Origin of the sequence: Nostoc sp. (genome assembly GCF_036917135.1) — a bacterium.
GTDB lineage: Bacteria > Cyanobacteriota > Cyanobacteriia > Cyanobacteriales > Nostocaceae > Nostoc.
Genome location: NZ_JBALEA010000048.1, coordinates 11,881 through 34,521, shown reverse-complemented (window position 1 = coordinate 34,521; position 22,641 = coordinate 11,881). Strand labels below are relative to the sequence as shown.

At 43.1% G+C, this 22,641-nt stretch carries 15 protein-coding genes; 7 read left to right on the top strand and 8 right to left on the bottom strand.

The window, feature by feature from the left end:
• Positions 1-12 precede the first annotated feature (12 nt).
• Positions 13-312, bottom strand: coding sequence for an ArsR/SmtB family transcription factor (locus V7K50_RS14450; RefSeq protein WP_334961068.1), 300 nt, complete (start codon positions 310-312; stop codon positions 13-15).
• A 432-nt stretch (positions 313-744) separates the two neighbouring features.
• On the opposite strand from V7K50_RS14450, the gene V7K50_RS14445 reads away from it, so the two are divergent.
• On the top strand, positions 745-1,629 hold the full coding sequence (locus V7K50_RS14445; protein ID WP_334961066.1) for a TauD/TfdA dioxygenase family protein: 885 nt from the start codon (positions 745-747) through the stop codon (positions 1,627-1,629).
• A gap of 571 nt (positions 1,630-2,200) precedes the next feature.
• Positions 2,201-2,647 carry a hypothetical protein gene (locus tag V7K50_RS14440; RefSeq protein ID WP_334961064.1) on the top strand — a complete coding sequence of 149 codons (447 nt, stop codon included), beginning with the start codon at positions 2,201-2,203 and terminating at the stop codon, positions 2,645-2,647.
• 267 nt (positions 2,648-2,914) lie between these two features.
• Here V7K50_RS14440 and V7K50_RS14435 read toward each other — a convergent pair whose 3' ends face one another.
• The 4 genes from V7K50_RS14435 to V7K50_RS14420 form a co-directional block, all read right to left on the bottom strand.
• Positions 2,915-3,982 (bottom strand): WD40 repeat domain-containing protein, encoded by a 1,068-nt coding sequence (locus tag V7K50_RS14435; protein ID WP_334961062.1) that lies wholly within the window; start codon positions 3,980-3,982, stop codon positions 2,915-2,917.
• Positions 3,983-4,109: 127 nt separating this feature from the next.
• Positions 4,110-5,141, bottom strand: a complete 1,032-nt coding sequence (locus tag V7K50_RS14430; protein WP_334961060.1) for a WD40 repeat domain-containing protein — start codon at positions 5,139-5,141, stop codon at positions 4,110-4,112.
• 422 nt (positions 5,142-5,563) lie between these two features.
• Positions 5,564-7,435 carry an ATP-dependent zinc metalloprotease FtsH4 gene (gene ftsH4 / locus V7K50_RS14425; protein WP_334961058.1) on the bottom strand — a complete coding sequence of 624 codons (1,872 nt, stop codon included), beginning with the start codon at positions 7,433-7,435 and terminating at the stop codon, positions 5,564-5,566.
• A 924-nt stretch (positions 7,436-8,359) separates the two neighbouring features.
• Positions 8,360-8,803, bottom strand: coding sequence for a TOBE domain-containing protein (locus V7K50_RS14420; RefSeq protein WP_334961056.1), 444 nt, complete (start codon positions 8,801-8,803; stop codon positions 8,360-8,362).
• A 365-nt stretch (positions 8,804-9,168) separates the two neighbouring features.
• Here V7K50_RS14420 and V7K50_RS14415 point away from each other — a divergent pair, with 365 nt between their 5' ends.
• The 5 genes from V7K50_RS14415 (at position 9,169) to V7K50_RS14395 (ending at position 18,612) form a co-directional block, all read left to right on the top strand.
• Positions 9,169-10,614: a deoxyribodipyrimidine photo-lyase, 8-HDF type gene (locus V7K50_RS14415; protein ID WP_334961054.1), complete on the top strand. Its 1,446-nt coding sequence runs from the start codon at positions 9,169-9,171 to the stop codon at positions 10,612-10,614.
• A 448-nt stretch (positions 10,615-11,062) separates the two neighbouring features.
• Positions 11,063-11,821 carry a sucrose-phosphate phosphatase gene (locus tag V7K50_RS14410; protein WP_334961052.1) on the top strand — a complete coding sequence of 253 codons (759 nt, stop codon included), beginning with the start codon at positions 11,063-11,065 and terminating at the stop codon, positions 11,819-11,821.
• A complete protein-coding gene (gene ruvA, locus V7K50_RS14405; protein WP_334961050.1) occupies positions 11,821-12,459 on the top strand; it encodes a Holliday junction branch migration protein RuvA in 639 nt (212 codons plus the stop codon). Before V7K50_RS14410 ends, ruvA begins: the two co-directional genes overlap by 1 nt.
• A 98-nt stretch (positions 12,460-12,557) precedes the next feature.
• Positions 12,558-13,721, top strand: coding sequence for an 8-amino-7-oxononanoate synthase (bioF, locus tag V7K50_RS14400; protein ID WP_334961048.1), 1,164 nt, complete (start codon positions 12,558-12,560; stop codon positions 13,719-13,721).
• Positions 13,722-14,334: 613 nt separating this feature from the next.
• A complete protein-coding gene (locus V7K50_RS14395; protein WP_334961046.1) occupies positions 14,335-18,612 on the top strand; it encodes a PAS domain S-box protein in 4,278 nt (1,425 codons plus the stop codon).
• Positions 18,613-19,146: 534 nt separating this feature from the next.
• Here V7K50_RS14395 and V7K50_RS14390 read toward each other — a convergent pair.
• The 3 genes from V7K50_RS14390 to V7K50_RS14380 form a co-directional block, all read right to left on the bottom strand.
• The gene (locus tag V7K50_RS14390; RefSeq protein WP_334961044.1) at positions 19,147-20,838 is read right to left on the bottom strand and encodes an NAD-binding protein; all 1,692 of its coding nucleotides are present in this window, start codon (positions 20,836-20,838) and stop codon (positions 19,147-19,149) included.
• An 844-nt stretch (positions 20,839-21,682) separates the two neighbouring features.
• Entirely contained in the window at positions 21,683-22,027 is a 345-nt protein-coding gene (locus V7K50_RS14385; protein WP_334961090.1) for a family 10 glycosylhydrolase, read from the bottom strand.
• Positions 21,912-22,430, bottom strand: coding sequence for an S-layer homology domain-containing protein (locus V7K50_RS14380; protein ID WP_334961088.1), 519 nt, complete (start codon positions 22,428-22,430; stop codon positions 21,912-21,914). Before V7K50_RS14380 ends, V7K50_RS14385 begins: the two co-directional genes overlap by 116 nt.
• Positions 22,431-22,641: the final 211 nt, after the last annotated feature.

Sequence of the window (22,641 nt, the reverse complement as noted above, 5' to 3'; positions counted from 1 at the left end):
ATATTCCGGGTTTTAGTTGAACGAGAGAACACAACAGCCGAGGTTTAAAGCCTTGCCTGTAGCTACTTCGACTTGAGGGGCAAGACGATAGAGAAATGCTTTGCCATCTCGCTCCCGCATAACCAATTTGGCTCGACGCAAAACCTGTAAATGATGAGAGAGCAGACTTTGCTCCAAATGCAAAATCGCATTCATCTCTCCTACTCGCTTTGGGCTGTCAATCAAAAGTTGTAAAACTGCCAAACGGGTTTCATCAGCCAGTACCTTAAGCTTGTCTACACAATCGATGCTTAAATTTGGACTATTTTGCATTGCCTTGAAAACGATAAGTTTTCGTTGTTTCGGTATAAATAGCAACAGCTACAGAGTTGACAATTAAAATTTATTTGCACTTTTTAATAAACGAGTGTTCATATGAAATTGTATTCATGCTTATGCTTAGTGTCTCATAATAGTCCACATCAGCAGAACTTTCGGCAGTAAGAGAGAAAATCGATTGGCTACGTTTTGCTTTAAGAGCGATGTCTACGACGGGCTGCGCCTACGCTACTTTCTCATCCTCAAATTTCTTTACTCAGCACCCCATCACCAGCAACCATATCCTCTAACCCACCAAAGAAGAAGCTCAAAGTCGCAGATGCCGTCTATGATACGCTGGCTTGTGCTGACCTTTAAAATTCGTAATGCCAACTTCAAGATGATTCGTTTTTTGCGTAAAGCACGAAACTTGAGGTGAATAATATTATGAAACGGTATTTACTTAAGATGAATAAATTGTTGACCGTACAGCAGCATTCAAGACTGGGCAAGGAAGTTCTACGAGATTGTAATCTTGCATCCATAACAGACCAACAAGTTGAGGAATTGAAGCAATCTCTCTGGGAACACGGGGTTATTGTTGTCAGAAAGCAAAAACTGACGGCATCCCAGTTGAAAGACTTTGCCATCCAGACGTTTGGTGACTCAACCCTCGGTCATCGCCCCAAACCTCTAGATCCCGAAATCGCTCCAGACTTACAAAGTCCTGGAGTCTCCATTTTAGGTAATCCCAAGGGGCTTTCTGGTGAGGTGGTCGGCAAAGTTGCTTGGCAATGGCATCACGATAAAGACCATCTCCCTAAAACACAGGGACTGGATATGAATGCCCTCTATGTCGTGATGCTTTATGGGGTGTCCATCCCGGACAAAGGAACGGATGGACAGCCCCACACCACTGAATTTCTCGACATGGTGGAAGCCTACCACAATCTCGCTCCCCAACATCAGCAGCAATTAGGACTACTGTCGATGTATCACCTGTCACCTATCTCCCCACAGCCAGGGGTAGAGATTCCTCGGAAATTACATCCAATTGTCTCAACTCACAAAGTAACTGGGCGCTATTGTTTATATTTGGGTTCAGACACTTCGATTCTCAAAGGGCTAGAAAACAAACCAGAAGCTGCTAAACAGTATTGGCAGGAATTGTTTCGGGAGATTCTGGACTGTACACCAGCTTATGCCCATATTTGGCAACCTGGAGATATTGTGTTTTGGGATAACTCCCAAGTTATGCATACAGGTATGCCCTACAATGCAAACAAATATAAGCGGATTGCTCTCCGTGTTGGTGTTATGGCCAATAGCTGAAGTTGGAGACAATTGCGGGGTTTGGCGGGGTCAACAAAAGAATGCTAGCCCTCAATTAGTTCCGGTATTGTCTCTCCTTGCGGGGTAATTAGTTTTGGAAACTTAACACCCTGATTATTAGTGTTAGCGCACTTGAAAGTTTCAGTCCCCTTGCGGGGTAATTAGTTAGGCATTTCTAGAATTTAATCTGTAACACCGTACTCTTTCTCTATCAAACTCAACAATTTCTCTTCCACAGTCGTCAAATAAGGCCGATTCAGTTTCCCCAACGACTGCAACAGGCTTTTGACTGTCTCCTCCAGCAAATCGGAATATATTCGCGCTAGGGCAATACAGCACCAGAAAGACCAGGATTAGCGATTGCCCCCTGAAGTTGGCACGACTTGATTAGCTTCCCACACTTTGCTGATGCCCCACTATACAAAATCAAAGTAGGTGATATGCTTTTTATCATTGCCGAACGTGAGTTAGGTAATGGTAATCGCTCCAATAAGGGATGTCTATCGACAAACTGTTGCCCGTCTACGCACAAATTATCCGAAAGCACTAAACTTCAAAGATCAATATTACCATGCTCAAACTATTGCCTAAATTTGCAATTGGGATTGCAACTGCTGCTCTTAGCACTGGCGTAATTGGAACAAGTCTTGCCCAAAACTCTACTGTTAGCTATGACTTTACAATTAATGTCACTAAAGGCTCCTTAGCAGGCAAATCGTTCAATGGCAGCTTCAGCTACGATAATTCGACCTTAAAAGGCATTGGAGTTGAAGAGTTGGGAGTTGCTCAGGGATTAAAGGCTTGTTTTAACTATCTTGGACGTAACTATAGCGAGAGTGATGATCGTGACTATCCTACCTTCCCGAAACTAGTTTTTGAGAATGGCTTAATCAAACAACTAGACTTTTGGTTACAACCGGAAAAGCGTGTTGTCTGGTGGAATTTACCTGGATGGGAAGTTAAGTATACCCAGCGTCAAGCTTCTGCCCCTACCGTTCTAAATTGCCAAAAACACTAAACTGCCAAAATTATTTATACACTAAGCTCATAGTTAACAAGGGAGGTTGGAATACTAGAACTTTTACACTACTGAACAGTAGGTTAAAAAAACCTTATGGGAAACCTTAAAGCAATTTTAAGGACTCATTGTTTTTGCCAACTTTTCCAAGAAACGCCTGACTCGTACTTTTTGAGCGAGAATATCCATAGTTAAAGTTAAGTTCTGTATCCCTAACCAGCTTCTCCTTTTAGAAGTTCCCATGTGCCAAAAATAGGGCTAATGCAGTTATTTAATTTGCCAAATATGTACAGTACTATCCTCATTGCTACTAGCAAGGGTTTTACCATCCCGGCTCAAAGCAAGCCCTAAAACAGAACTGGAACCATCTTGAAAGGTATGCAACGGCTTTAAAGTCTCTAAGCTCCACAGTTTAATACTGCCATCATAATTGCCGCAGATGAGAAATTTTCCATTCGGGCTGATCACAAGAGATTCAACTGAATTAAAATTATCACTAAAGTCATGCAGTAGTTTTCCAGTTTGAAGATTCCATAATTTCAGAGTACTAATCGCACGATTTCGAGAAACTAGCTGACCAAAACTACCAGTAACAAGCTTTTTGCTATCTGGAGTAATGGCAATAGCATCAACTCCGGTTTTGTGCCCTTTGAGAATATGGCGTGTTTTTTTGGTTTGCAAATCAATCAGCCTAATTGTATTATCATCGCCACCCCCAGCACTTACAAGGGTTTGCATATCAGGGCTAAATGCAACTTTACTCACAAATCCTGAGTGTGCAGTAATGGTATCAAGCAACTTAAGCGTGTGTAAATCCCAAAGCTTGATTGTATGATCGTCACTGCCACTAGCAATCAATTTACCATCTGAACTAATCGCAACGGTTTCTACTGGTTGAGTATGCCCACTGTCGCTGTTAAGCATAAGGAAAGTGCGTAAATCCCAAACCTTCATTGTTGGGGTGCTTATCCCACCAGTTACAATTCTCTTGCCATCTGGACTAATCGCAATTGAAGTGACACCATCTGAGTGAGCTTCTAAACTACGCAGCAATTTCCCAGTACGTAAATTCCAGAATTTAATTGTATCATCTCTACCTGCACTAATTAGGGTTTGCCCCTCTGAGCTAATCGCAACGGCTCGAACACCAAAAGTCACTTTTTTATGCCCAGTCAGTGTGTGAACAAGTTGAATCTGTGGTTGGGACTGAGTAATTGTACTCTTGCCTATGGGAAGATTTGAACTAGAAGAATCTACATCAATAACAGTGATGTTTACTGCAATTGCTAAAACTATAATGACTGGTCTGGATTTGAGAAAATGCAATAATTTCATGGTGCCCAAGAACGCAATTACATAACATGGTTCCCATTTGATGGGGCACAATCGCTTATAAATAGAGCAAATCAAATCTTAGTTAATCAATTGGTTCTTGCACTGTCATAACTTTTCAAACATTCTTTTACGGGTGGCTTGGTGCAGGAAATTTCCACTCCGTAATTCCGTCCTGTGTTGCACTAAACAAAGTCTTGCCATCCCTACTAAATACCATTGCCCCCGACCAGTTGCTAACATCGGGCAGAGTTGCTTCCATATTTCCTGTTACCAGATTCCACACCCGGTATGGTTTATAGCCTCCACCAGCAATTAAAGATTGCCCATCAGGACTAAAGGCGATGGTGATCTGCGGAAAATAGAAGCCCCCAAAATCCTGCAACAATTTTTCTGTTGTCAGGTTCCACACTTTTACCTGCTTGGCACTACCACTAGCGAGCAACTGACCGTCACGACTAATGGCTAAAGCAGATACTGCACCATAATGTCCAGTCAAAGTGGTGCGCTTTCGTCCAGTTACCAGATCCCATACAGTGATGTGATTGCTCGAATCGCCACTAACCAAAGTCTTGCCATCCGGACTCAGCGCCAAAGTTATTACAGCATCCGGTGTTTGTGCCAATGTGCTTGTTAATTGTCCAGTCGCCAAATTCCATATCTTAATGGTATTGTCGGAACTGGCACTCACAATTGTTTGCTGATTGGGTGTGATCACCAGTGCATTTACAACTTCAGAATGCCCTTTGAGAGTAAATTTGAGTTTTCCCGTCGCTAAATTCCACACCTTAATGGTCTTGCCTAAACTCCCACTCACCAAAGTCTGACCATCAGCAGAAAGCGCAAGGTCATAAATATCATTCGCGTCTCCTTTGAGGGTTAATTGAGGCTGCTGACTTGGCAAATGCCAGACGCTAAAGCTTTTGCCACCGCCGCCCACTAGGGTGTGACCATCAGAAGAAAGGGCGATCGCTTCTGCTACTCCACTTAACTTCCGCACTACTGTCAAATCGCAATACTGGGAATGAGGCTGCGACAACTTGCAGATATTCGTTGCTCGGTAACTGCTCCAGAAATATGCTCCGACTTGTATCAAAAAAATCACAATCACTACACCACGCAACAACCATATCTGTTTTTTGCTCAACCAGTTGTCTAACATCAGCTCTGTTCTCTTTTCGGTAGGTAGTTGAATTGATCGCAAACAGGTTATGGAGTATAGGGTGTGGGATGTAGGGAAAGACTGTTTGCCCCATACCTTATAAGTACGAGCTATTACATTTGAGATGAAAACTTTTCTCAATAGTAATTGAGGCTTAAAATCTCGTATTGCTTTTTATATAGATTTTCCTGACTATACAGGTGAGGAAATACAGTCTATTTTCCTGACAATGTGTAATAACAAAAAGCCTGGATGGATATGTCCTGAAAATGTATCAGAACGCTTGAAAACAATATTCATCAAAATGGGGCAGATATAGCATAGCTGACACCAGGGGCAAACTAAACTGTTTACGTTAAGTTGACCCCAATGACAGCTATGCGCCCCTACTTTATGGTTGGATTACCTGAAATTTGTTGTAATTAGGAATTAATATGAGCTACAGGTTTCACTTGACTCAACAAACTGTGCAGTTTTTCGCCTTCAATGACCTCTGTTTCTAAGAGTTGAGTCGCGATCGCTTCTAGCAAGTCTCGATTCTGTCTGAGAATCTCTAGGGCTTGTTCGTGGGCTGTTTCCACGATTTCCTTAACTTCGCTATCAATCGCTTTCGAGGTTTCTTCACTCACCGCCCGTCGGGGGTTAGTACCACCATTGCCCAGGAATGCTGCTTGTTGTCCTTGTTGATAAGCCAATGGCCCTAAGACTTTACTCATACCATAAGCTGTTACCATCCGTTCTGCTAAGTCAGTTGCTCGTTGCAAATCGTTGGAAGCACCTGTGGTAATACTGTTAAACACAATCTCTTCGGCGGAACGTCCACCCAACAAAGTTGCAATCTGACCCCGCAGTTCCTCTTCATTCATCAAAAAGCGGTCTTCAGTTGGTAATTGCAGAGTGTAGCCCAAAGCTGCCATCCCACGGGGAATAATCGAAATCTTTTCTACCCGACCGTTTCCGGTTGTGAGCGCCCCGACCATTGCGTGACCAACTTCATGGTATGCAACTATCTTTTTCTCTGTCTCGTTCATTACCCGACTCTTTTTCTCTAAACCGGCAACTACACGCTCAATTGCTTCGGCAAAGTCTTCTTGAGCAACACTTTGACGGAGATTGCGAGCTGCCAATAATGCGGCTTCGTTCACCAAGTTTGCTAAATCTGCACCAGCAAAACCGGGGGTACGAGTTGCGATCGCTTTTAAATTTACATCATCTCCTAATTTGACCTTTTGAGCGTGAATCTTGAGAATTGCTTCACGATCAGATAAATCGGGACGGTCTACCAACACTTGGCGGTCAAAGCGGCCTGGACGTAGCAATGCCGGGTCTAGTACTTCGGGGCGGTTGGTAGCTGCTAACACAATCACCGTTGCATCGCCAGCTGCAAACCCATCCATCTCTGTTAGTAATTGGTTGAGGGTTTGTTCTCGCTCATCATTACCACCGTAGAAACCGTTACTGCTACGAGACTTACCGATCGCATCCAATTCATCAATGAATATAATACAGGGAGCCTGTTTTTTAGCTTGCTCAAACAAATCTCGCACTCTGGAAGAACCCACACCGACAAAAAGTTCCACAAACTCCGAACCAGAGATACTAAAGAATGGAACTCCCGCTTCTCCGGCTACGGCTTTTGCTAAAAGTGTCTTACCAGTACCTGGAGGACCAACCAATAACACACCTTTGGGAATCCTAGCGCCAATTTGCGTAAACCGTGCCGGAGTCTTGAGGAAATCCACAATTTCTACTAACTCAGTTTTTGCTTCTTCTACTCCAGCCACATCTGCAAAGGTGATTTTAGCTGATTCGCCTTCAACGTAAACCTTAGCTTTACTCTTACCAATGGAGAGAGCGCCTTGAGGACCACCGCCACCACCACGGGCGAGAAAGAACTGCCAAATGCCAATAAAAATTAGTGGTGGAATCACCCAACTTAAGAGGGTTGTAAACCAAGTATTCTTGGGTGGAGGTGTAGCAGCGAATTCAACTCCTTTTTGTTCTAGCAGTTTGGGTAACTCTAAATCAAAGATTGGTGTTGTTGCAAACACCTGGGCTGGTTCGGCATTTTCTGTTTTTAGTTGGTAGAGGATCTCGTTTTGACCAACGGAAACGCGGCTGACTTCCCCTTCTTGTACTTGATGAATAAATAGGCTATAGGGAACACCAGCAGGGCCAGAAGCAAATAAATTAGGCAAGAATAAATTTAAAAGCAGGAATAGTCCTGATACTGCCAGCAATATATTAGCAATGATCCGAAAGCGAGGTGATTTAGGTTGTTCTTTAATTGCCATAAATGTTACCAATCCTTAGAATGAAAACTAAATAGGGGAATGGAGAATTGAGCATTGGTTATTTTCCCTGCTTCTCACATTCCTTAACGGTTTGAGAAACTTAATTAAAGACTGGTCAAAAATGCTGGTATACTTGCCCAATCTAAGCGATGTCTCCGATGGTCACTGAGCTTGCCCTACCCCTACGGGGAAGCTAGGCGCAGCGTCTCGTAGAGAAGTGCGGGCTATACCTATGCAAAGTTGTTCAGTTTGTCTTGATTGTCAAAGATACTACCGCTTCTCATAATTTCTCTCCTCTAGCAATGGTTGCACTGTTTTCTCATTTATGTAACTAAACTTAACAATTAAATTAATCTTTGGGAACTAATCAGCAAATACGGTTTACCGTACTCAAAGAATTAACACCACTCGAAATCAGAAAACTTTAGTGAAGAGAACGCCGTCAAAAAAGACGCAGAGATGGGGAGACGCACATAGAAGTCCCCATATCTTCTTCCATATTTCCGGGTTATGTTCATTTTTCACCAATGATTTATATCTTTAGATAGATATATGATCTCAAAAGTGCAATATCTCAGGCCAGCTAAACTTAGACAAAAACTTGACTTTGCACGTCAAAAAGTTAATTCTAACTTTAGCAGAATTACACTTAGCCTATTCACACTACTTGCATAAGCGATGTCTACGACGGGCTACGCCTACGCAAAATCCCAATTTTTTTGTCAAGTCTTCTATGGCAGCAAGCAGAACAAACATCATACTAGATTAATAACTACGCAATTTTCATTGCTAGTTGATACTAACTTCCGATCTGCGTAGGCGTAACCCGTCAAAGACATCGTATCAACTATATATACTCAATTTATCTTGCAGTTCTCCAAAATCAAAAATCTTTGAATATCCAACGCCCAGAATCAAGTATTTCTATTCTCTAGCAATGACAATATCGTTTGATTTAATGACTGCATAAGCTTCTTTTCCCTCCGATAGTTCCAACTCTTCTGCGGAAGCTCTGGTGATAATCGAGGTTAATTCTACTCTGTGAATAATCTCTAGAGTTACCTCACTATTAACTGCTCCATAAACAACCCTTTTAACGACACCTTTAAGAATATTCCGAGAGCTAACTTTTAATGATTTCTTTTGAATACTACTTTCTATCTCAGGCTTTTGAGTGTAGGTATCTTCCTGTTTTGGCTGCTGAGTTGGTGGTGATATTGGGGCTGATGAGTGCTGATTGAGACTACGCACGAGTTCCCGCAGAATCTCAGTCTTGGTGCGTTGAGACTGTTCGCAGAACTCCTCCAGAATCTTTCGCTCGTCCTCTGAGGTTTGAAATGTTACCCATCCTTGTTCTTTTCTTGGCATAATAATATTATTATCAATTTTGGTTATCTTGGTAAAATTCTACCAACTATCAATTCTATATGTCGTTTTAGTAATAACATTTTTTTGTCATGATTTTTGGCATTTTTATCGCAAATTAATCAAGTAATCTTATATAGTCGACTACATATATATTTATTTTTTCCTAAATGGGAAATATTTTGTGACTTGAAATTTTCTAAATTATCACAAAAATATTACCAACTCAGATGGTATGATAACAGGTTACTGCATAAGCTCCTCTCACAATCAGATGCGGATTAAATAGAAAAAATTTATCGTCAGAATCATGCTCATTAGTACCACTAGCATCTAAGCTAGTACGGGTGAACTATATACAGCATAGAATGTCTGACTTAATTTTGTTTTGGCATCGGCGCGATTTACGCATTTCTGACAATACGGGACTGGCTGCGGCAAAACGGCAGAGTCCGAAGATAGTGGGCGTGTTTTGCCTTGATCCGCATATTCTGGAACGGGATGATGTTGCTCCTGCCAGAGTAACTTATATGATTGGATGTTTGCAGAAACTCCAACAGCGATATGCTCAAGTTGGTAGCCAGTTATTAATACTCCATGCCAATCCTGTACAAGGGATACCAGCTTTAGCAGAGGCAATAAATGCCAAAGCTGTTTTTTGGAATTGGGATGTAGAACCTTATTCACAAGAACGCGATCGCACCATTATAAATGCCCTCAATGAAAAAGGTATTGAGTTTCTTAACCAAAACTGGGATCAAATTCTCAACTCCCCAGAGGATATCCGCACAGGTGGTAACAATCCTTACACCGTTTACACCCCCTTCTGGAAAAATTGGATTACTAAACCAAAGAGTCAACCAGTAGAAACACTACAAAATGTTGAGGGCTTAACCGAAGCTGAACAAGAAATTGCCAAACTTGCAGGAGCGATCGCATTACCTTCAGCGAAAGATTTAGGATTTATCTGGGATGAAGAATTAATTATTTCACCGGGAGAGGCGGCAGCGCAAGAACGATTAGAAGAATTTACTAATAAAGCGATTACTGAATACCAAGAACAGCGAAATTTCCCCGCAGTTGACGGAACATCACAACTGAGTGCAGCTTTAAAATTTGGGGTAATTGGCATTCGTACTGTTTGGCAAAGCACCATAGAAGCATTAGAAAATAGCCGTAGTGAGGAAACAGCAGTTAATATTCGCACATGGCAACAAGAATTAGCTTGGCGGGAATTTTATCAACACGCAATGTATAACTTCCCCGAATTAGCTGATGGTGCTTTCCGGGACACCTTCAAAAACTTTCCTTGGAAAACTAACGAAGAACATTTCCAAGCTTGGTGTGAGGGGAAAACAGGCTATCCCATCGTGGATGCAGCAATGCGCCAGTTAAATGAAAGCGGTTGGATGCATAACCGTTGTCGGATGATTGTCGCCAGTTTCCTCACTAAAGACTTGCTAATTAATCCCCAATTGGGAGAAAAATATTTTATGCAAAAGCTGATTGACGGGGATTTATCTGCCAATAATGGCGGTTGGCAATGGAGTGCTTCTAGTGGCATGGACCCCAAACCTGTGCGGATTTTCAACCCAGCCAGTCAAACACAAAAATTTGATCCAGATGGCGAATATATTCGGCAATGGGTATCAGAATTGCGGTCTGTAAATACAGAATATTTAGTTACTGGTAAAATTCCACCTTTAGAACGTCATGCTGTTGGCTATCCTGACCCAATTGTGGATCATAAAATACAACAACAGCAGTTTAAACAGCGTTATCAACAACAAAAAGCTCTTAGTAATGGTGAGTAAAATTGTCGCCCATAAAATACACGCCCAGATGCTAAACTGATGCCCAAGGTACATACCCCAAGCCGTCGCTCGACTCCAAAAGGTGGGGTTTGGAAGTTTCCAGTAGTACCAGTTTAATCCTTGCTCAGGAAGTTTAATGATGCTTGCAGGAATACTCCCACCTAGCCAATACTTGACAGATTGGTTCTTAGTATTGTCGCTAAAATTAGGTTTTTATTGAGAATTGACGACGAAGGAATCAGGGTTAGAAAAAGCGTGAGTGAATACTCTGGTAAATGTTGAGAAAGATCCGGGTAATGGATAGCCCATGTCTGGGAGAGGGATTTAGGGTGAGGGCAAAAACTACGGTTCTTAATTTAGATGAGGTTTAGCTATTGTTTGTGTAAATCCTAATTTTGTAAAGTCTCTTCACACGGTAGAATAACGAAATTTTGCAAGAGGTCTAATCATGAAACCATTTCTTTTTGTAACCGATCTAGATGACACCCTCGTATACCGCACTGTGGGGGATGACAGCGCTTTGCCAGAACTAAATCAACTGCTGAAGAGACATCGCCAAGAATACGGCACTAAAATTGTTTATTCTACTGGGCGATCGCCTGTGCTTTACAAAGAACTCCAAGGTCAAAAAAATCTTTTGCAACCAGATGCCCTCGTCCTTTCTGTGGGTACAGAAATTTACCTTGATGGTACTGATACTCCAGACTCAGATTGGTCAGAAATCATCTCTCTAGGATGGGAACGGGAAACTGTATTATCTATTACCAGGAAATATCCTGAGTTAGTTCTACAACCAGATTCAGAACAGCGTCCCTTCAAAGTAAGTTTTTTCCTGGAACAAGAAGTATCTGTCAGAGTGATATCAGAACTTGAAGCAGAGTTGCAGAAATTTAAATTAAATGTAAAGTTAATCTACAGTAGCGGTATTGACCTTGACATTGTACCCCATAGCAGCGATAAAGGTCAGGCAATGCAGTTTTTACGCCAAAAGTGGAAATTTGCAGTAGAACAAACAGTTGTCTGTGGTGATTCGGGTAATGATATTGCTTTATTTGCTGTAGGCAACGAACGGGGAATCATTGTGGGGAATGCCCGAAAAGAGTTACTCCAATGGCATGATGAGTATCCCGCTACCCATCGCTACCTGGCTTCATGTTTTTGTGCAGGTGGAATTATCGAAGGCTTAAATTATTTTGGTCTCTTGTAATGATTAGTTATCTAAAAGGTATAGTCGCTGGTATCCAAACAATTGGCGCTAATCGCGTCATTCTGACTCTGGAAGTGAATGGCTTGGGGTATGATTTGCAAGTTCCCCAACGGCTAGCAAACCACTTACCAGAGTCGGGAGGAGTGACGCAAATTTTTACCCATTTCCAAATTCGGGAAGAAGTGCCCTTTCTATATGGCTTTGCTTCGCCCGCCGAACGCGATTTATTTCGCCACTTGCTGACTGTCACAGGTATTGGTGCAGCCTTAGCGATCGCCCTCTTGGACACTCTGGAACTACCAGATTTAGTCCAAGCAATTATCGCTGGCAATACACAAATCTTAATTCAGGCTCCAGGTGTGGGTAAAAAAATCGCAGAGCGCATCTGTTTGGAACTGAAAAGCAAATTAGTCGAGTGGCGCAAATCAGCCGGGTTCTTCGTCGCCACAGGTGGTCCAGCACCAGGAATTCTCGAAGAGGTGCAAATGACCCTCTTCGCCTTGGGATATACTGCCCATGAGGTCAGTCACGCCCTGCATGTGGTGAGTGAAGATATTGGACTACCCAAAGATGCCTACGTCGAAGATTGGATTAAACAAGCGATCGCTCACCTCAGTAGCGAACTTAATAGTCATTAGTCATTGGTCATTGGTCATTGGTCATTGGTCATTGGTCATTAGTTATTCTCCCCCATCTCCCCCATCTCCCCCATCTCCCTCATCTCCCTCATCTCCCCATGACCGATCCTTATGCTTGGCTAGAACAGTCCTTAGCAACAATTCATCGGGCAGACTGGTATCGTTCAGTACAAACAATCCACGGTCGTCCAGGTGCAACGGTGGTTTTAGCTGGGCAAGAGGTAATTAATTTTGCCAGTAATGACTATTTGGGATTGGCTGGGGATGAGCGCTTGATGGCGGCTGCAACTGCGGCGATCGCCGAATTTGGCACTGGAAGTACTGGTTCTAGATTACTCAGTGGGCATAGAGAATTACACAGGGAGTTAGAGGAGGCGATCGCATCTACCAAACAAACAGAAGATGCTTTGGTCTTTAGTTCCGGGTATCTAGCCAATTTGGGTACAATTACCGCCCTCGTTGGCAAGCGTGATTTAATTCTCTCTGACCAGTACAATCATTCCAGTCTGAAAAATGGAGCGATTCTGAGCGGTGCAGTAGTTGTAGAATATCCGCACTGTGATATTGCAGTTCTAAAAACTCAGTTGAGTCAACATCGGCAAAACTACCGGCGCTGTTTGATGATTACTGATACCGTCTTTAGCATGGATGGTGATTTATGTCCAATGCCCGCACTGTTGGCGATCGCTGATCAGTTTAGCTGTATGCTGCTAGTCGATGAAGCTCATGCCACTGGAGTACTAGGAAAAACTGGCGCCGGGTGTGTCGAGCATTTTGGGTATACAGGAAAGCAATTAATTCAAGTTGGCACATTGAGCAAAGCTTTGGGTAGTTTAGGCGGGTATGTGGCAGGAAGTAGCGCCCTTATTGACTTTTTGCGTAACCGCGCAGCCAGTTGGATTTACACCACTGGGCTTTCACCTGCTGATACGGCAGCAGCCTTAGCAGCAATCAAAATAGTGCAACAAGAACCGCAACGCCGTGCCCAATTGTGGGAAAATGTACAATACTTGAAAAATTTGCTCCAAAAACAGTTACCTAATCTCAAATTATTGCCTTCCGAATCACCCATATTATGTTTTCAATTACCTAGTGCTACAGATGCCCTCAAAGCTGGAAAACAGCTAAGAGATGCTGGCATTTTTGCCCCAGCAATTCGTCCTCCCACGGTGCCCACAAGTCGGATTAGAATATCTTTAATGGCAACTCATCAAGCAGTACATATTGAAAAATTGGTAGCAGTGCTGAAGGATATCTGTTAGAGGTTGTTTGAAAAGTATTTAGCTGTGATTTGAGGCACTTGTTGATCCCCCCTAACCCCCCTTAAAAAGGGGGGAACCAGAATCAAAGTCCCCCTTTTTAAGGGGGATTTAGGGGGATCTCCAAGGGTTAGGCGTATACAAAAAAACTTTTCAAACAACCTATTAGACCATTTTAGATTTTAGATTGACCCCATGCTTACAGCAGTTTTCATGTATTTGAACCACAGATGTCGTAGGGAACATGCTGTGCCCCTACCCCGTGGTCTATTTACCTGAAAATAGCTGTAAAGTCATTGCCTTTGTAAATTAATTTTGGATTTTAGATTGATTCCATATAGCTTGCTTCTAGCAAAGTTCTAAACAAGATCCCCGACTTCTTCAAAAAGTCGGGGATCTGAGCTTCTCGGTCTTTACAAAAAAAATACAATTGCTATATATAAAATTAACGATATTTTTTGTTTCCCATACTATATTTTTGAGTAATTAGCTTCTAACAAAAGATATTTTTCCAACTAAATAAAAATCTATCTGTAGATAAGTTACTAAAATTTACAAACTAGCTTAGGGTATGTAGAGCCTCTGCAATAAGTATTGGTTGTTCCAAGACACTTTCATGCCTCCTATTCATTCTTCCCAATTACTGCGTTATGGCATTGTTGTATTAAGTGTCGCAATTGCATTAGTGCTAATGTTGATGCTAGACCCCTGGTTAAGCATGAATGGAACTCCTTTTTTGCTGTTTTTTAGCGCTGTAATGGTAAGTGCCTGGGATGGTGGTTTGAAATCAGGACTTTTAGCAACCAGCTTGTCTGCGCTACTGAGCAATTACTTCTTCCTACCGCCAGTTTATGAGCTAAATTTTGATCTATCAAATTCTGTGCGAATTGGATTTTTTGCATTACAAGGATTACTCTTTAGCATCATCTGCGAAGAATTAAAGACTGCTAAAAGACGGGCTGATGAAAATCTCCAAAAGCTGAGAGTTAGTGAAGAGCGATTTCGATTAGCGCTAAGTAGTTCAGATATCGTGATCTTTCAGCAGGATCGTGATTTACGATATCAGTGGATTCATAATCCTCAAGGTCTAGAGACTGCTGAGGAGATGTTAGGTAAGTCTGATGATGAATTATTTCCAGCTATAGTAGCAGAACAATTGAGCGCAATTAAGCTGAAGGTAATAGAGACTGGTGTGGCAACCCGTGAAGAGGTTTATCTGATAATTCGGGGAGAAGACCGTTACTATGATTTACTAGTTGAACCACTAAAGGATGCAAATAATAGCATTCAGGGTATTACCTGTGCAGGTGTGAATATTACTGAGCGCAAGCAGGCTGAAGAAAGACTGCGTTATATCGCCCAAATTAGTAGTGTACTTTCGACTTCTCTAGATTATGAACAAACCTTAGAACAGATTGCCAAAATCTCAGTACCCCAGCTTGCTGACTGGTGTAGCGTTGACATTTTAAATGAAGATGGTTCCATTCGCCGCCTACCCATTGCCCATGCAGACCCATCGAAAGCGGAGTTGGCGCGTAAACTTCAGGAGTATGTGAAAGATTACAAGGGTGCAAGTGCAATTACTAGAGTACTGCAAACTGGGCAAAGCGAATTAATCTCAGAGATACCTGACTCCCTATTAGTGGCAAATACTCAGAATCAGGAAGACTTAGAACTGGTTCGGCAATTGGGGATGAAGTCTGTGATAATTGTGCCATTAGTCGTACAAGGGCGAGTACTGGGCTGCATCAGTTTTGTCAGCGCCGAATCAAACCGTCGCTACGATCGCAATCACCTAACTTTAGCAACAGATATTAGCCATCGTGCTGCCTTAGCAGTAGAAAATGCTCAACTTTATCGAGATATCCAACAAGCTTTAATTCATTATGCCGAATCTCTATCTCTTCTAGATGCGCTGCTAGAAGCCGCTCCCGTTGCTGTATGCTTTTTGGATCGGGAACTGCGATATATCCGAATTAATCAAGTTTTCGCTGAAATTAACGGTTTCACCATAGAAGAACATCTAGGACGCCAGTTTGGAGAAGTGTTACCAGCAATGGCGGCTGAGTTGGAGCCGCAATTACAGCGCGTGTTGGATACTGGAGAACCCCTGCTGAATGTGGAAATTAGCGGTGAAACGAGGCAACAACCCAGACGTTACGGCTACTGGCTGGGCAACTATTATCCTGTCAACAACCCAATGGGTGAAACTGTAGGAATTGGAATTATTTTAGCAGACGTGACAGTAGCAAAACTAACAGAAGTTGCCTTGCGGGAAAGTGAAGAAAGATTCCGCACCATCTTCAATCAGGCCACCGTAGGTATTACCCTAGTGGCATTAGATGGACAATTTCTCCAGGTGAATCCGGCTTTTTGTGAGATTACTGGGTACAGCGTAGAAGAATTAATCGAGTTGAGTTTTCAAGACATTACTCACCCTGACGACGTGAAAGTTGATTGGCTTTATGCTCGACAAGTATTATCCAGGGAAATCAATGGTTATTCTTTAGAGAAACGCTACATTCATAAAGATGGTTCCCTGGTGTGGGTGAAGGTGACTGTATCAGCAGTTTGGGCTGAGGGTAAACCAATGTATGCTTTGGGGATTATCGAGGATATTAGTGATCGGCAAGCCGCGCTACGCGAACGCAAACGAGTAGAAGCCACGCAACAATTTTTATTAGAATCCAGCGCCTTACTAGCTGCTTCCTTAGATTATCAAGTCGTTTTGAACAACGTCGCCCATCTAGCCGTTCCCACCTTAGCAGACTGGTGTGTTGTGGATATTTTTACGGAAGATGAGTCAGTTCAAAATCTGACGATCGCTAGTGCTTACCCCATCAAAACCAAGATCATGGAGGAATTACAACGGCTTTATCCTAGGAGTACCAAGCGAAGACGTTCAATTTTCTTCAGTTTAAAGGAAGGAAAATCCGTTTTTCATCGAGAATTTTCGGATTCGTTGATCGCAGGGTTCGCCGAAGATCAGGAACATCATCAGTTGCTGTCCAGTTTAGAGATTCGTTCTCTGATGCTAATTCCCCTCTACTCCCGTGGGCAATTATTCGGCTCCATATCTTTTACTACAGCCGATTCTGGGCGTTATTACACAGAGGCAGATTTAGCTTTCGCAGAGGATATTGCTCGTCGCGCAGCCACAGCCATCGACAACGCTAGACTTTACCAAGAAACTCAACAGGCAAAACAGGCAGCTGAACGGTCTGTCAATCGCACCATACTTTTACAAAGAATAACTGCTGCCCTCTCGGAAGCCTTAACTCCCGAGGAGGTGGCTGATGTAGTGGTGAACCAAGGAATTGCCGTCTTGGAAGCTACTGGTGGTTCCGTTGTCTTACTTGATGAGGGAGATAATACCCTGAAAGTTGTGCAAGCAATTGGCTATCCGCAAACCCTCGTAAATACTTGGGCAACTTTTCCCATCACATCACCTAACCAAATAGCAGAAACAGTCAGAACTGGGCAGCCGATTTTTTTAGAAAATTTAGCAGCCATGATTGCTAGATATCCCAACTTAGCAAATGTTGTGACTGTTATGGGGAATAATTCTTGGGCTTCCATTCCCTTGATCGCAGAAGGTAAAGTAATTGGGGCACTGGGATTAAGCTTTACCACTGGACAAATATTTAACGAAGAAGACCAGGGATTTATGTTGACACTGGGACAGCAGTGTGCCCAAGCGATCGCCCGCGCTCAACTTTACGAAGCCGAAAAGACTGCCAGGGCAGAAGCTGAAACAGCTAACCGCATTAAAGATGAATTTCTCGCTGTCCTTTCCCATGAACTCCGAACTCCCTTGAATCCGATTTTAGGGTGGGCTAAGTTACTCAGAACCCGTAAGTTCGACGAAGCCACTAAAATCAAGGCTTTGGAAACAATCGAGCGCAATGCCAAGTTACAAACCCAATTGATTGGAGATTTACTTGATGTTTCGCGGATTTTACAAGCTAAAGTCAGGTTAAATCTTTATGCAGTGAATTTGAAAGTAGCGATCGCAGCTGCATTAGAAACGGTGCGTTTAGCAGCAGAAGCTAAATCAATTCAAATTCAAACAGTTATAAGTAATGATATCGGCAAAGTTCTCGGCGATAGCGATCGCTTGCAACAAGTAATGTGGAATCTCCTTTCCAACGCCGTTAAATTCACACCCACAGAAGGATTTGTAGAAGTGCGTCTACAGCAAGTTGGGTTAGATGCTCAAATCCAGGTGATTGATACAGGTAAAGGCATCAACCCGGAATTTTTGCCCTACGTCTTTGATTACTTCCGCCAAGCAGATGCCAAAACAACTAGAGTATTTGGCGGATTGGGATTAGGACTGGCAATTGTGCGCCATCTAGTAGAACTTCACGGTGGTACAGTTCAGGCAGAAAGTCTGGGAGAAGGACAAGGGGCTACCTTTACAGTTAGACTACCTTTGCTCAAAAATTCTCAGTTGCGAGTCAGCAGTGATGATGAGGCTTCTCAAGCAGAACTGAGTAATGACGACATACTACTTGCTGGAGTCCAAATACTGCTTGTGGACGATCAAGCTGATGTACGAGAGTTTTTTAGCTTTGTGCTGGAACAATATGGCGCGACTGTAACCGCAGTTGAATCAGCAGATGAAGCCCTGGAAACATTAGCCCGATCATTGCCAGATATCCTGTTAAGCGATATTGGAATGCCCTTAATGGATGGCTATATGTTGCTGCGCGAGGTGAGAAAATTACCAAAAGAGCAAGGTGGGCAAATACCCGCGATCGCTTTGACTGCTTATGCAGGAGAAATTAATTATAACCAAGCAATGGCCGCAGGATTTCAAAAACACCTATCTAAACCTGTAGATCCAGTGGATTTAGCGACAGCGATCGTCAATCTCCTTGGGCAAAATTAAAATAATTCGTAATTCGTAATCAGCTGTCCCACATTTAAATTGCATATCACTTTAATAATGATACAAATACTTTGGTAGGGGCATGACATTGCCCATAGGTGTCAACTTACAGCAGTTTTCATGTATTTGAACCACAGATGTCGTAGGGGCACAGCATGCTGTGCCCCTACCGCGTCGTCTATTTACCTGAAAATAGCTGTAAGCCCTGGCGAATAGAATAATGCCTCCGGCACGCCAGGGGCGAACGCGGCTATACAAACTCTCGTCCGCCTACGCGGACTATAGCGGTTCTCGTTTACATGAGGTACACCCGTAGGGGCACGGCATTGCCGTGCCCCTACATTTCGTGATGTAATATTGTACCGCATCTGAATGGGAACCGCTATAAGAGAAATTAATGTTTTTAACCCGCGCAGGTGGTCACTGAGCCTGCCGAAGTGCGGGTTTCGTCTGTGTAGACAAGCCAATGCGTTGGGCGGCTCCGCCGACTTGAAGCAACTGGCGCGCGGTTTCTAACCGCCCTTTTCACTTGGGTTAAGCGTGAGATTCGCAAACTCGCTCATCCCGCCACAATTGATATAGCCGCGTCGCTGGCATCGTCATATATAAAACATCGCCAACACCGAGGTTAGTTTCTAACAAATCCCAGCCGTGAAGGGTTTGGTGATTAGTTTCTACGTACAAAGGTACACAGTCAGCAGACATGGCGACATCTTTCACCCACTGACCACAAAAGGCGTGTGAAGGTGTAATCACAGTGGCAAAAGCCACCCAGAGACTATCGGCTGTGATCCCATTACCAAGGATGCGTCCCCCTAGTGCCGCCGCCGCAAAAGCTGGGGCTGCCAATTCCGCCGGACTCAGTACGGCCTCAAAGCCAAATAACTGTTGCGCTATGCCCGCAAAATCGGGATCGGCATAATGAACAATCACCGGAATACTGGGTGTCAAGCCTTTAGCTTTGAGGGCAATTTCCAGATTGGTAGCATCATTGCTAGTCACAGCCAGCACTGCGGCAGCAGACTCTATATTGCTAGCTTTAAGTATTGTGCGAAAGCTGGCATCGCCCTGAATGACAGGGATACCGAGTTCGCGGGCGGTGTTGATATACTTGTTGTTAGAGTCGGGTTCAACCACTACAACTTCATGTCCGCTAGCGTGGAGTTGCTGGACAATTCTGACTCCAATACCACTCAAGCCACAAACAATGTAGTGATATCGCTGGGGAATTCGGGCTGCATCCCAAAATTGCTTAAAGCGGCTTCCTAAGACAAAATCGGTAAGCATGGCATACCAAATACCAATTACCACTGCTCCCACCAGCATCATTACAACAGTAAATAACTTAATACTGTTAGGAGCATTTTCTACTACTTTGTCATTACCACCCGCTCCAGTAATCATCCCTACAGAAAAATATAGAGCATCCACAGGAGACAAACTTAACTCAGCCGACGTATAGGTGAGTGTAGCGATCGCAATCACCGCCAATAGGACAATAGCACCCACCACTACCGATTGCCCGTGTTGCTGAAACAGCCTAAAATTAGTCAATACTTTGAGTATTTTTCTAATCAATGATCTCCGAGGAGAACGGATACGGGGTTGGGTGCCAACAATTAAGCGATCGCCTACTTGGATTTCTTGTCCAGATATGACAGCTGACACCAAATCCATCTCACCTTTGACTGGTAAGTAATAAATTAGCATCCGCGATCGGTCTGACCACAATTCACTCAGCTTTCTACCCTTCCACAAATGCTTTTCATCAATGTATTCTTCGTGAATTGGCCAAGTTTGCTGAAATAATTTGATTTGTCCGATCGCTCGGTTTCCCAGTGCTGCAAAGGTGAATACGGGTGCTGCTAAACCCACAACACTCATACTCAAGTGGTCTGGCAAACTTTGATCTAAGCGTTCGCCCAAATTTGTATTATAAAAACGGTTGATAATCCGAATCTGGGGATTCAGCACCCGCGCTTGCATCATAATTGACAAATTCACAGCATCTTTAGATCCAGCGATGACTAAAGTGTGTGCCTGTTGAATTCCGGCTGCTGTCAGGGTAGCAGCTGCTTGTAAATCGCCAACAATTACATCCCCTGCTGTTTCGCCAGGGATGGATTGGTGGTGAATACCAACAACGAAGGCTCCCTGATGTCTCAGCAGACGAAAGGTTTTATATCCGGTACGTCCTAAGCCGCAAACAATAATTCTGGGTTTCATGAAACGGCAGCATCTTTTACAGGTAGGGCTGCATTTCTAGTTATTGATCAATATTGTTGCCCACTTTCCTCGAATATAACTGTAGCTGACAACACGATTGTTTTAATTGGCGACTGGAAGTAGACAGAGGATGATTAGCCCAGGCGATTATTGAAAAAATGTATGATAAAATACAGCTTTTTCGATAACAATTAGCTGTAGCGATCAGCTGTAGGGTGTGTTATGCCGTAGGCTAACGCACCTGGGATTGTGACGGTGCGTTGCGCTCTGCGACAACACACCCTACATTAAAATTTCTTAACATAGTTGGAAATATTAGCACCGACTTACTTATGATAAAATACAGCTTTTTCAATAACGTTATGTAGTTGGTAAGTAGAGCGGCGTGAATAATTCAAGGTTTGTAGTGAGCGGCTCGATCCCTCAAATGAAGACTATAGCGCTTCTCTGCTGAGTGCAATACAGACCTAACCCCCAGCCCCTTCCCTTGTAGGGAAGGGGAGCAAGATTCAAAGCCTCTCTCCTTTTAGGAGAGAGGTCAAAGTGTATTGCAGCCATTCGAGAACCGCTATAAAGTCCTCTCTACAAACTAATCTCAAGATTTTTTACATTACGAAACCCCCCTTCCCTACGAGGGAAGGGGGGCTAGGGGGGTTAGGTTTCCGAGGCTTTGGTGTTACGAAAAATGCTTGACAAACATCCTCTTATGGTTTGCGAATGTATCCCCATTTACCTCCCAGAAAATATGCTTTCCCTTGTTCCTTATCTTCTTTGAATTCTCCACCAAAATTAACTAACGCGATGCTTTCACAAAAAGGTTTAGCTAAATCGAAATCTGGGGAAATTACAAACTCACCGACAAATAGTTTTCAGAACTCCAAGGATAAACACTCGGAGCCAATGAAATAATTGATTCAGAATTGATACTAATTATTTCGCGGTAGACGCGGGTTAAAAAATTTGAAAGAATATCAGCCCGCCACTGTAACCATTGTGGATCTTTGGAATTTACGGGCGGTAGTTGATTAAACTCTTGCTGATAGCGTTCAACAGTTTTTTGCTCATAACCACCTTCACTGGGAAAAGCCGGAAAGCGATCGTCCCCTTGTAGCGTTTTGATTTGGCTGCAAGCTTTTGATATCTGGGTAGTTAACAATAATCCGCTTTTCGGTTGCGGCGGCGATCGCACTTGTCGCATAACTGGGAATTTGCCCGAAATCACTATAATACTTTTTCACAGTATTTATCGGGTCTATTGTCACTCCATAATTTAACCCAGAAGCTAAAGCAGCTATTGCTTGCACACGCAGGATTAGTTCATTGGGCTTGAAAAGAGAATTGGGATACCCAGACAGATATTTTGTCTGATATGCTTCGGCGATGGCTTTAGCCGCCCAGTGATTGGCGGGTACATCTGTAAACCTGATCCCAGGACGAGATGATAGCTGTTTCGGTAAGGCTACGGAAATAATCGCCGCAAACTCAGCACGAGTCACAGGTGCATTCGGGCGAAAAGTCCCGTCTACATAACCTTTGAATATATTTCGCTTAGTTGCTGCGAGAATAGATGCTTTTGCCCAGTGATTTTGAATATCTGAAAAAATTTTGACACCTCACATAGTAGAGTTTTTTATAGTCAAAAATTTCTCTTGAATCTCTTTACTCTGTGTTCTCTGCGCCTCTGCGGTTTAAAAGTAATTAATTCAACCACACATTGAGCCACTTTCAAAGGGCTAGTCCTAACCGTAAAAGAAATAAAAGAAATAGATGGCAACTTTTGTAGGTTATGATACGCTATCTCCT

Coding starts and splice junctions, on each gene's coding strand:
- V7K50_RS14450 (WP_334961068.1), bottom strand. CDS start 312: ATGCAAAATAGTCCAAATTTAAGCATCGATTGTGTAGACAAGCTTAAG.
- V7K50_RS14445 (WP_334961066.1), top strand. CDS start 745: ATGAAACGGTATTTACTTAAGATGAATAAATTGTTGACCGTACAGCAG.
- V7K50_RS14440 (WP_334961064.1), top strand. CDS start 2,201: ATGCTCAAACTATTGCCTAAATTTGCAATTGGGATTGCAACTGCTGCT.
- V7K50_RS14435 (WP_334961062.1), bottom strand. CDS start 3,982: ATGAAATTATTGCATTTTCTCAAATCCAGACCAGTCATTATAGTTTTA.
- V7K50_RS14430 (WP_334961060.1), bottom strand. CDS start 5,141: ATGTTAGACAACTGGTTGAGCAAAAAACAGATATGGTTGTTGCGTGGT.
- ftsH4 (WP_334961058.1), bottom strand. CDS start 7,435: ATGGCAATTAAAGAACAACCTAAATCACCTCGCTTTCGGATCATTGCT.
- V7K50_RS14420 (WP_334961056.1), bottom strand. CDS start 8,803: ATGCCAAGAAAAGAACAAGGATGGGTAACATTTCAAACCTCAGAGGAC.
- V7K50_RS14415 (WP_334961054.1), top strand. CDS start 9,169: ATGTCTGACTTAATTTTGTTTTGGCATCGGCGCGATTTACGCATTTCT.
- V7K50_RS14410 (WP_334961052.1), top strand. CDS start 11,063: ATGAAACCATTTCTTTTTGTAACCGATCTAGATGACACCCTCGTATAC.
- ruvA (WP_334961050.1), top strand. CDS start 11,821: ATGATTAGTTATCTAAAAGGTATAGTCGCTGGTATCCAAACAATTGGC.
- bioF (WP_334961048.1), top strand. CDS start 12,558: ATGACCGATCCTTATGCTTGGCTAGAACAGTCCTTAGCAACAATTCAT.
- V7K50_RS14395 (WP_334961046.1), top strand. CDS start 14,335: ATGCCTCCTATTCATTCTTCCCAATTACTGCGTTATGGCATTGTTGTA.
- V7K50_RS14390 (WP_334961044.1), bottom strand. CDS start 20,838: ATGAAACCCAGAATTATTGTTTGCGGCTTAGGACGTACCGGATATAAA.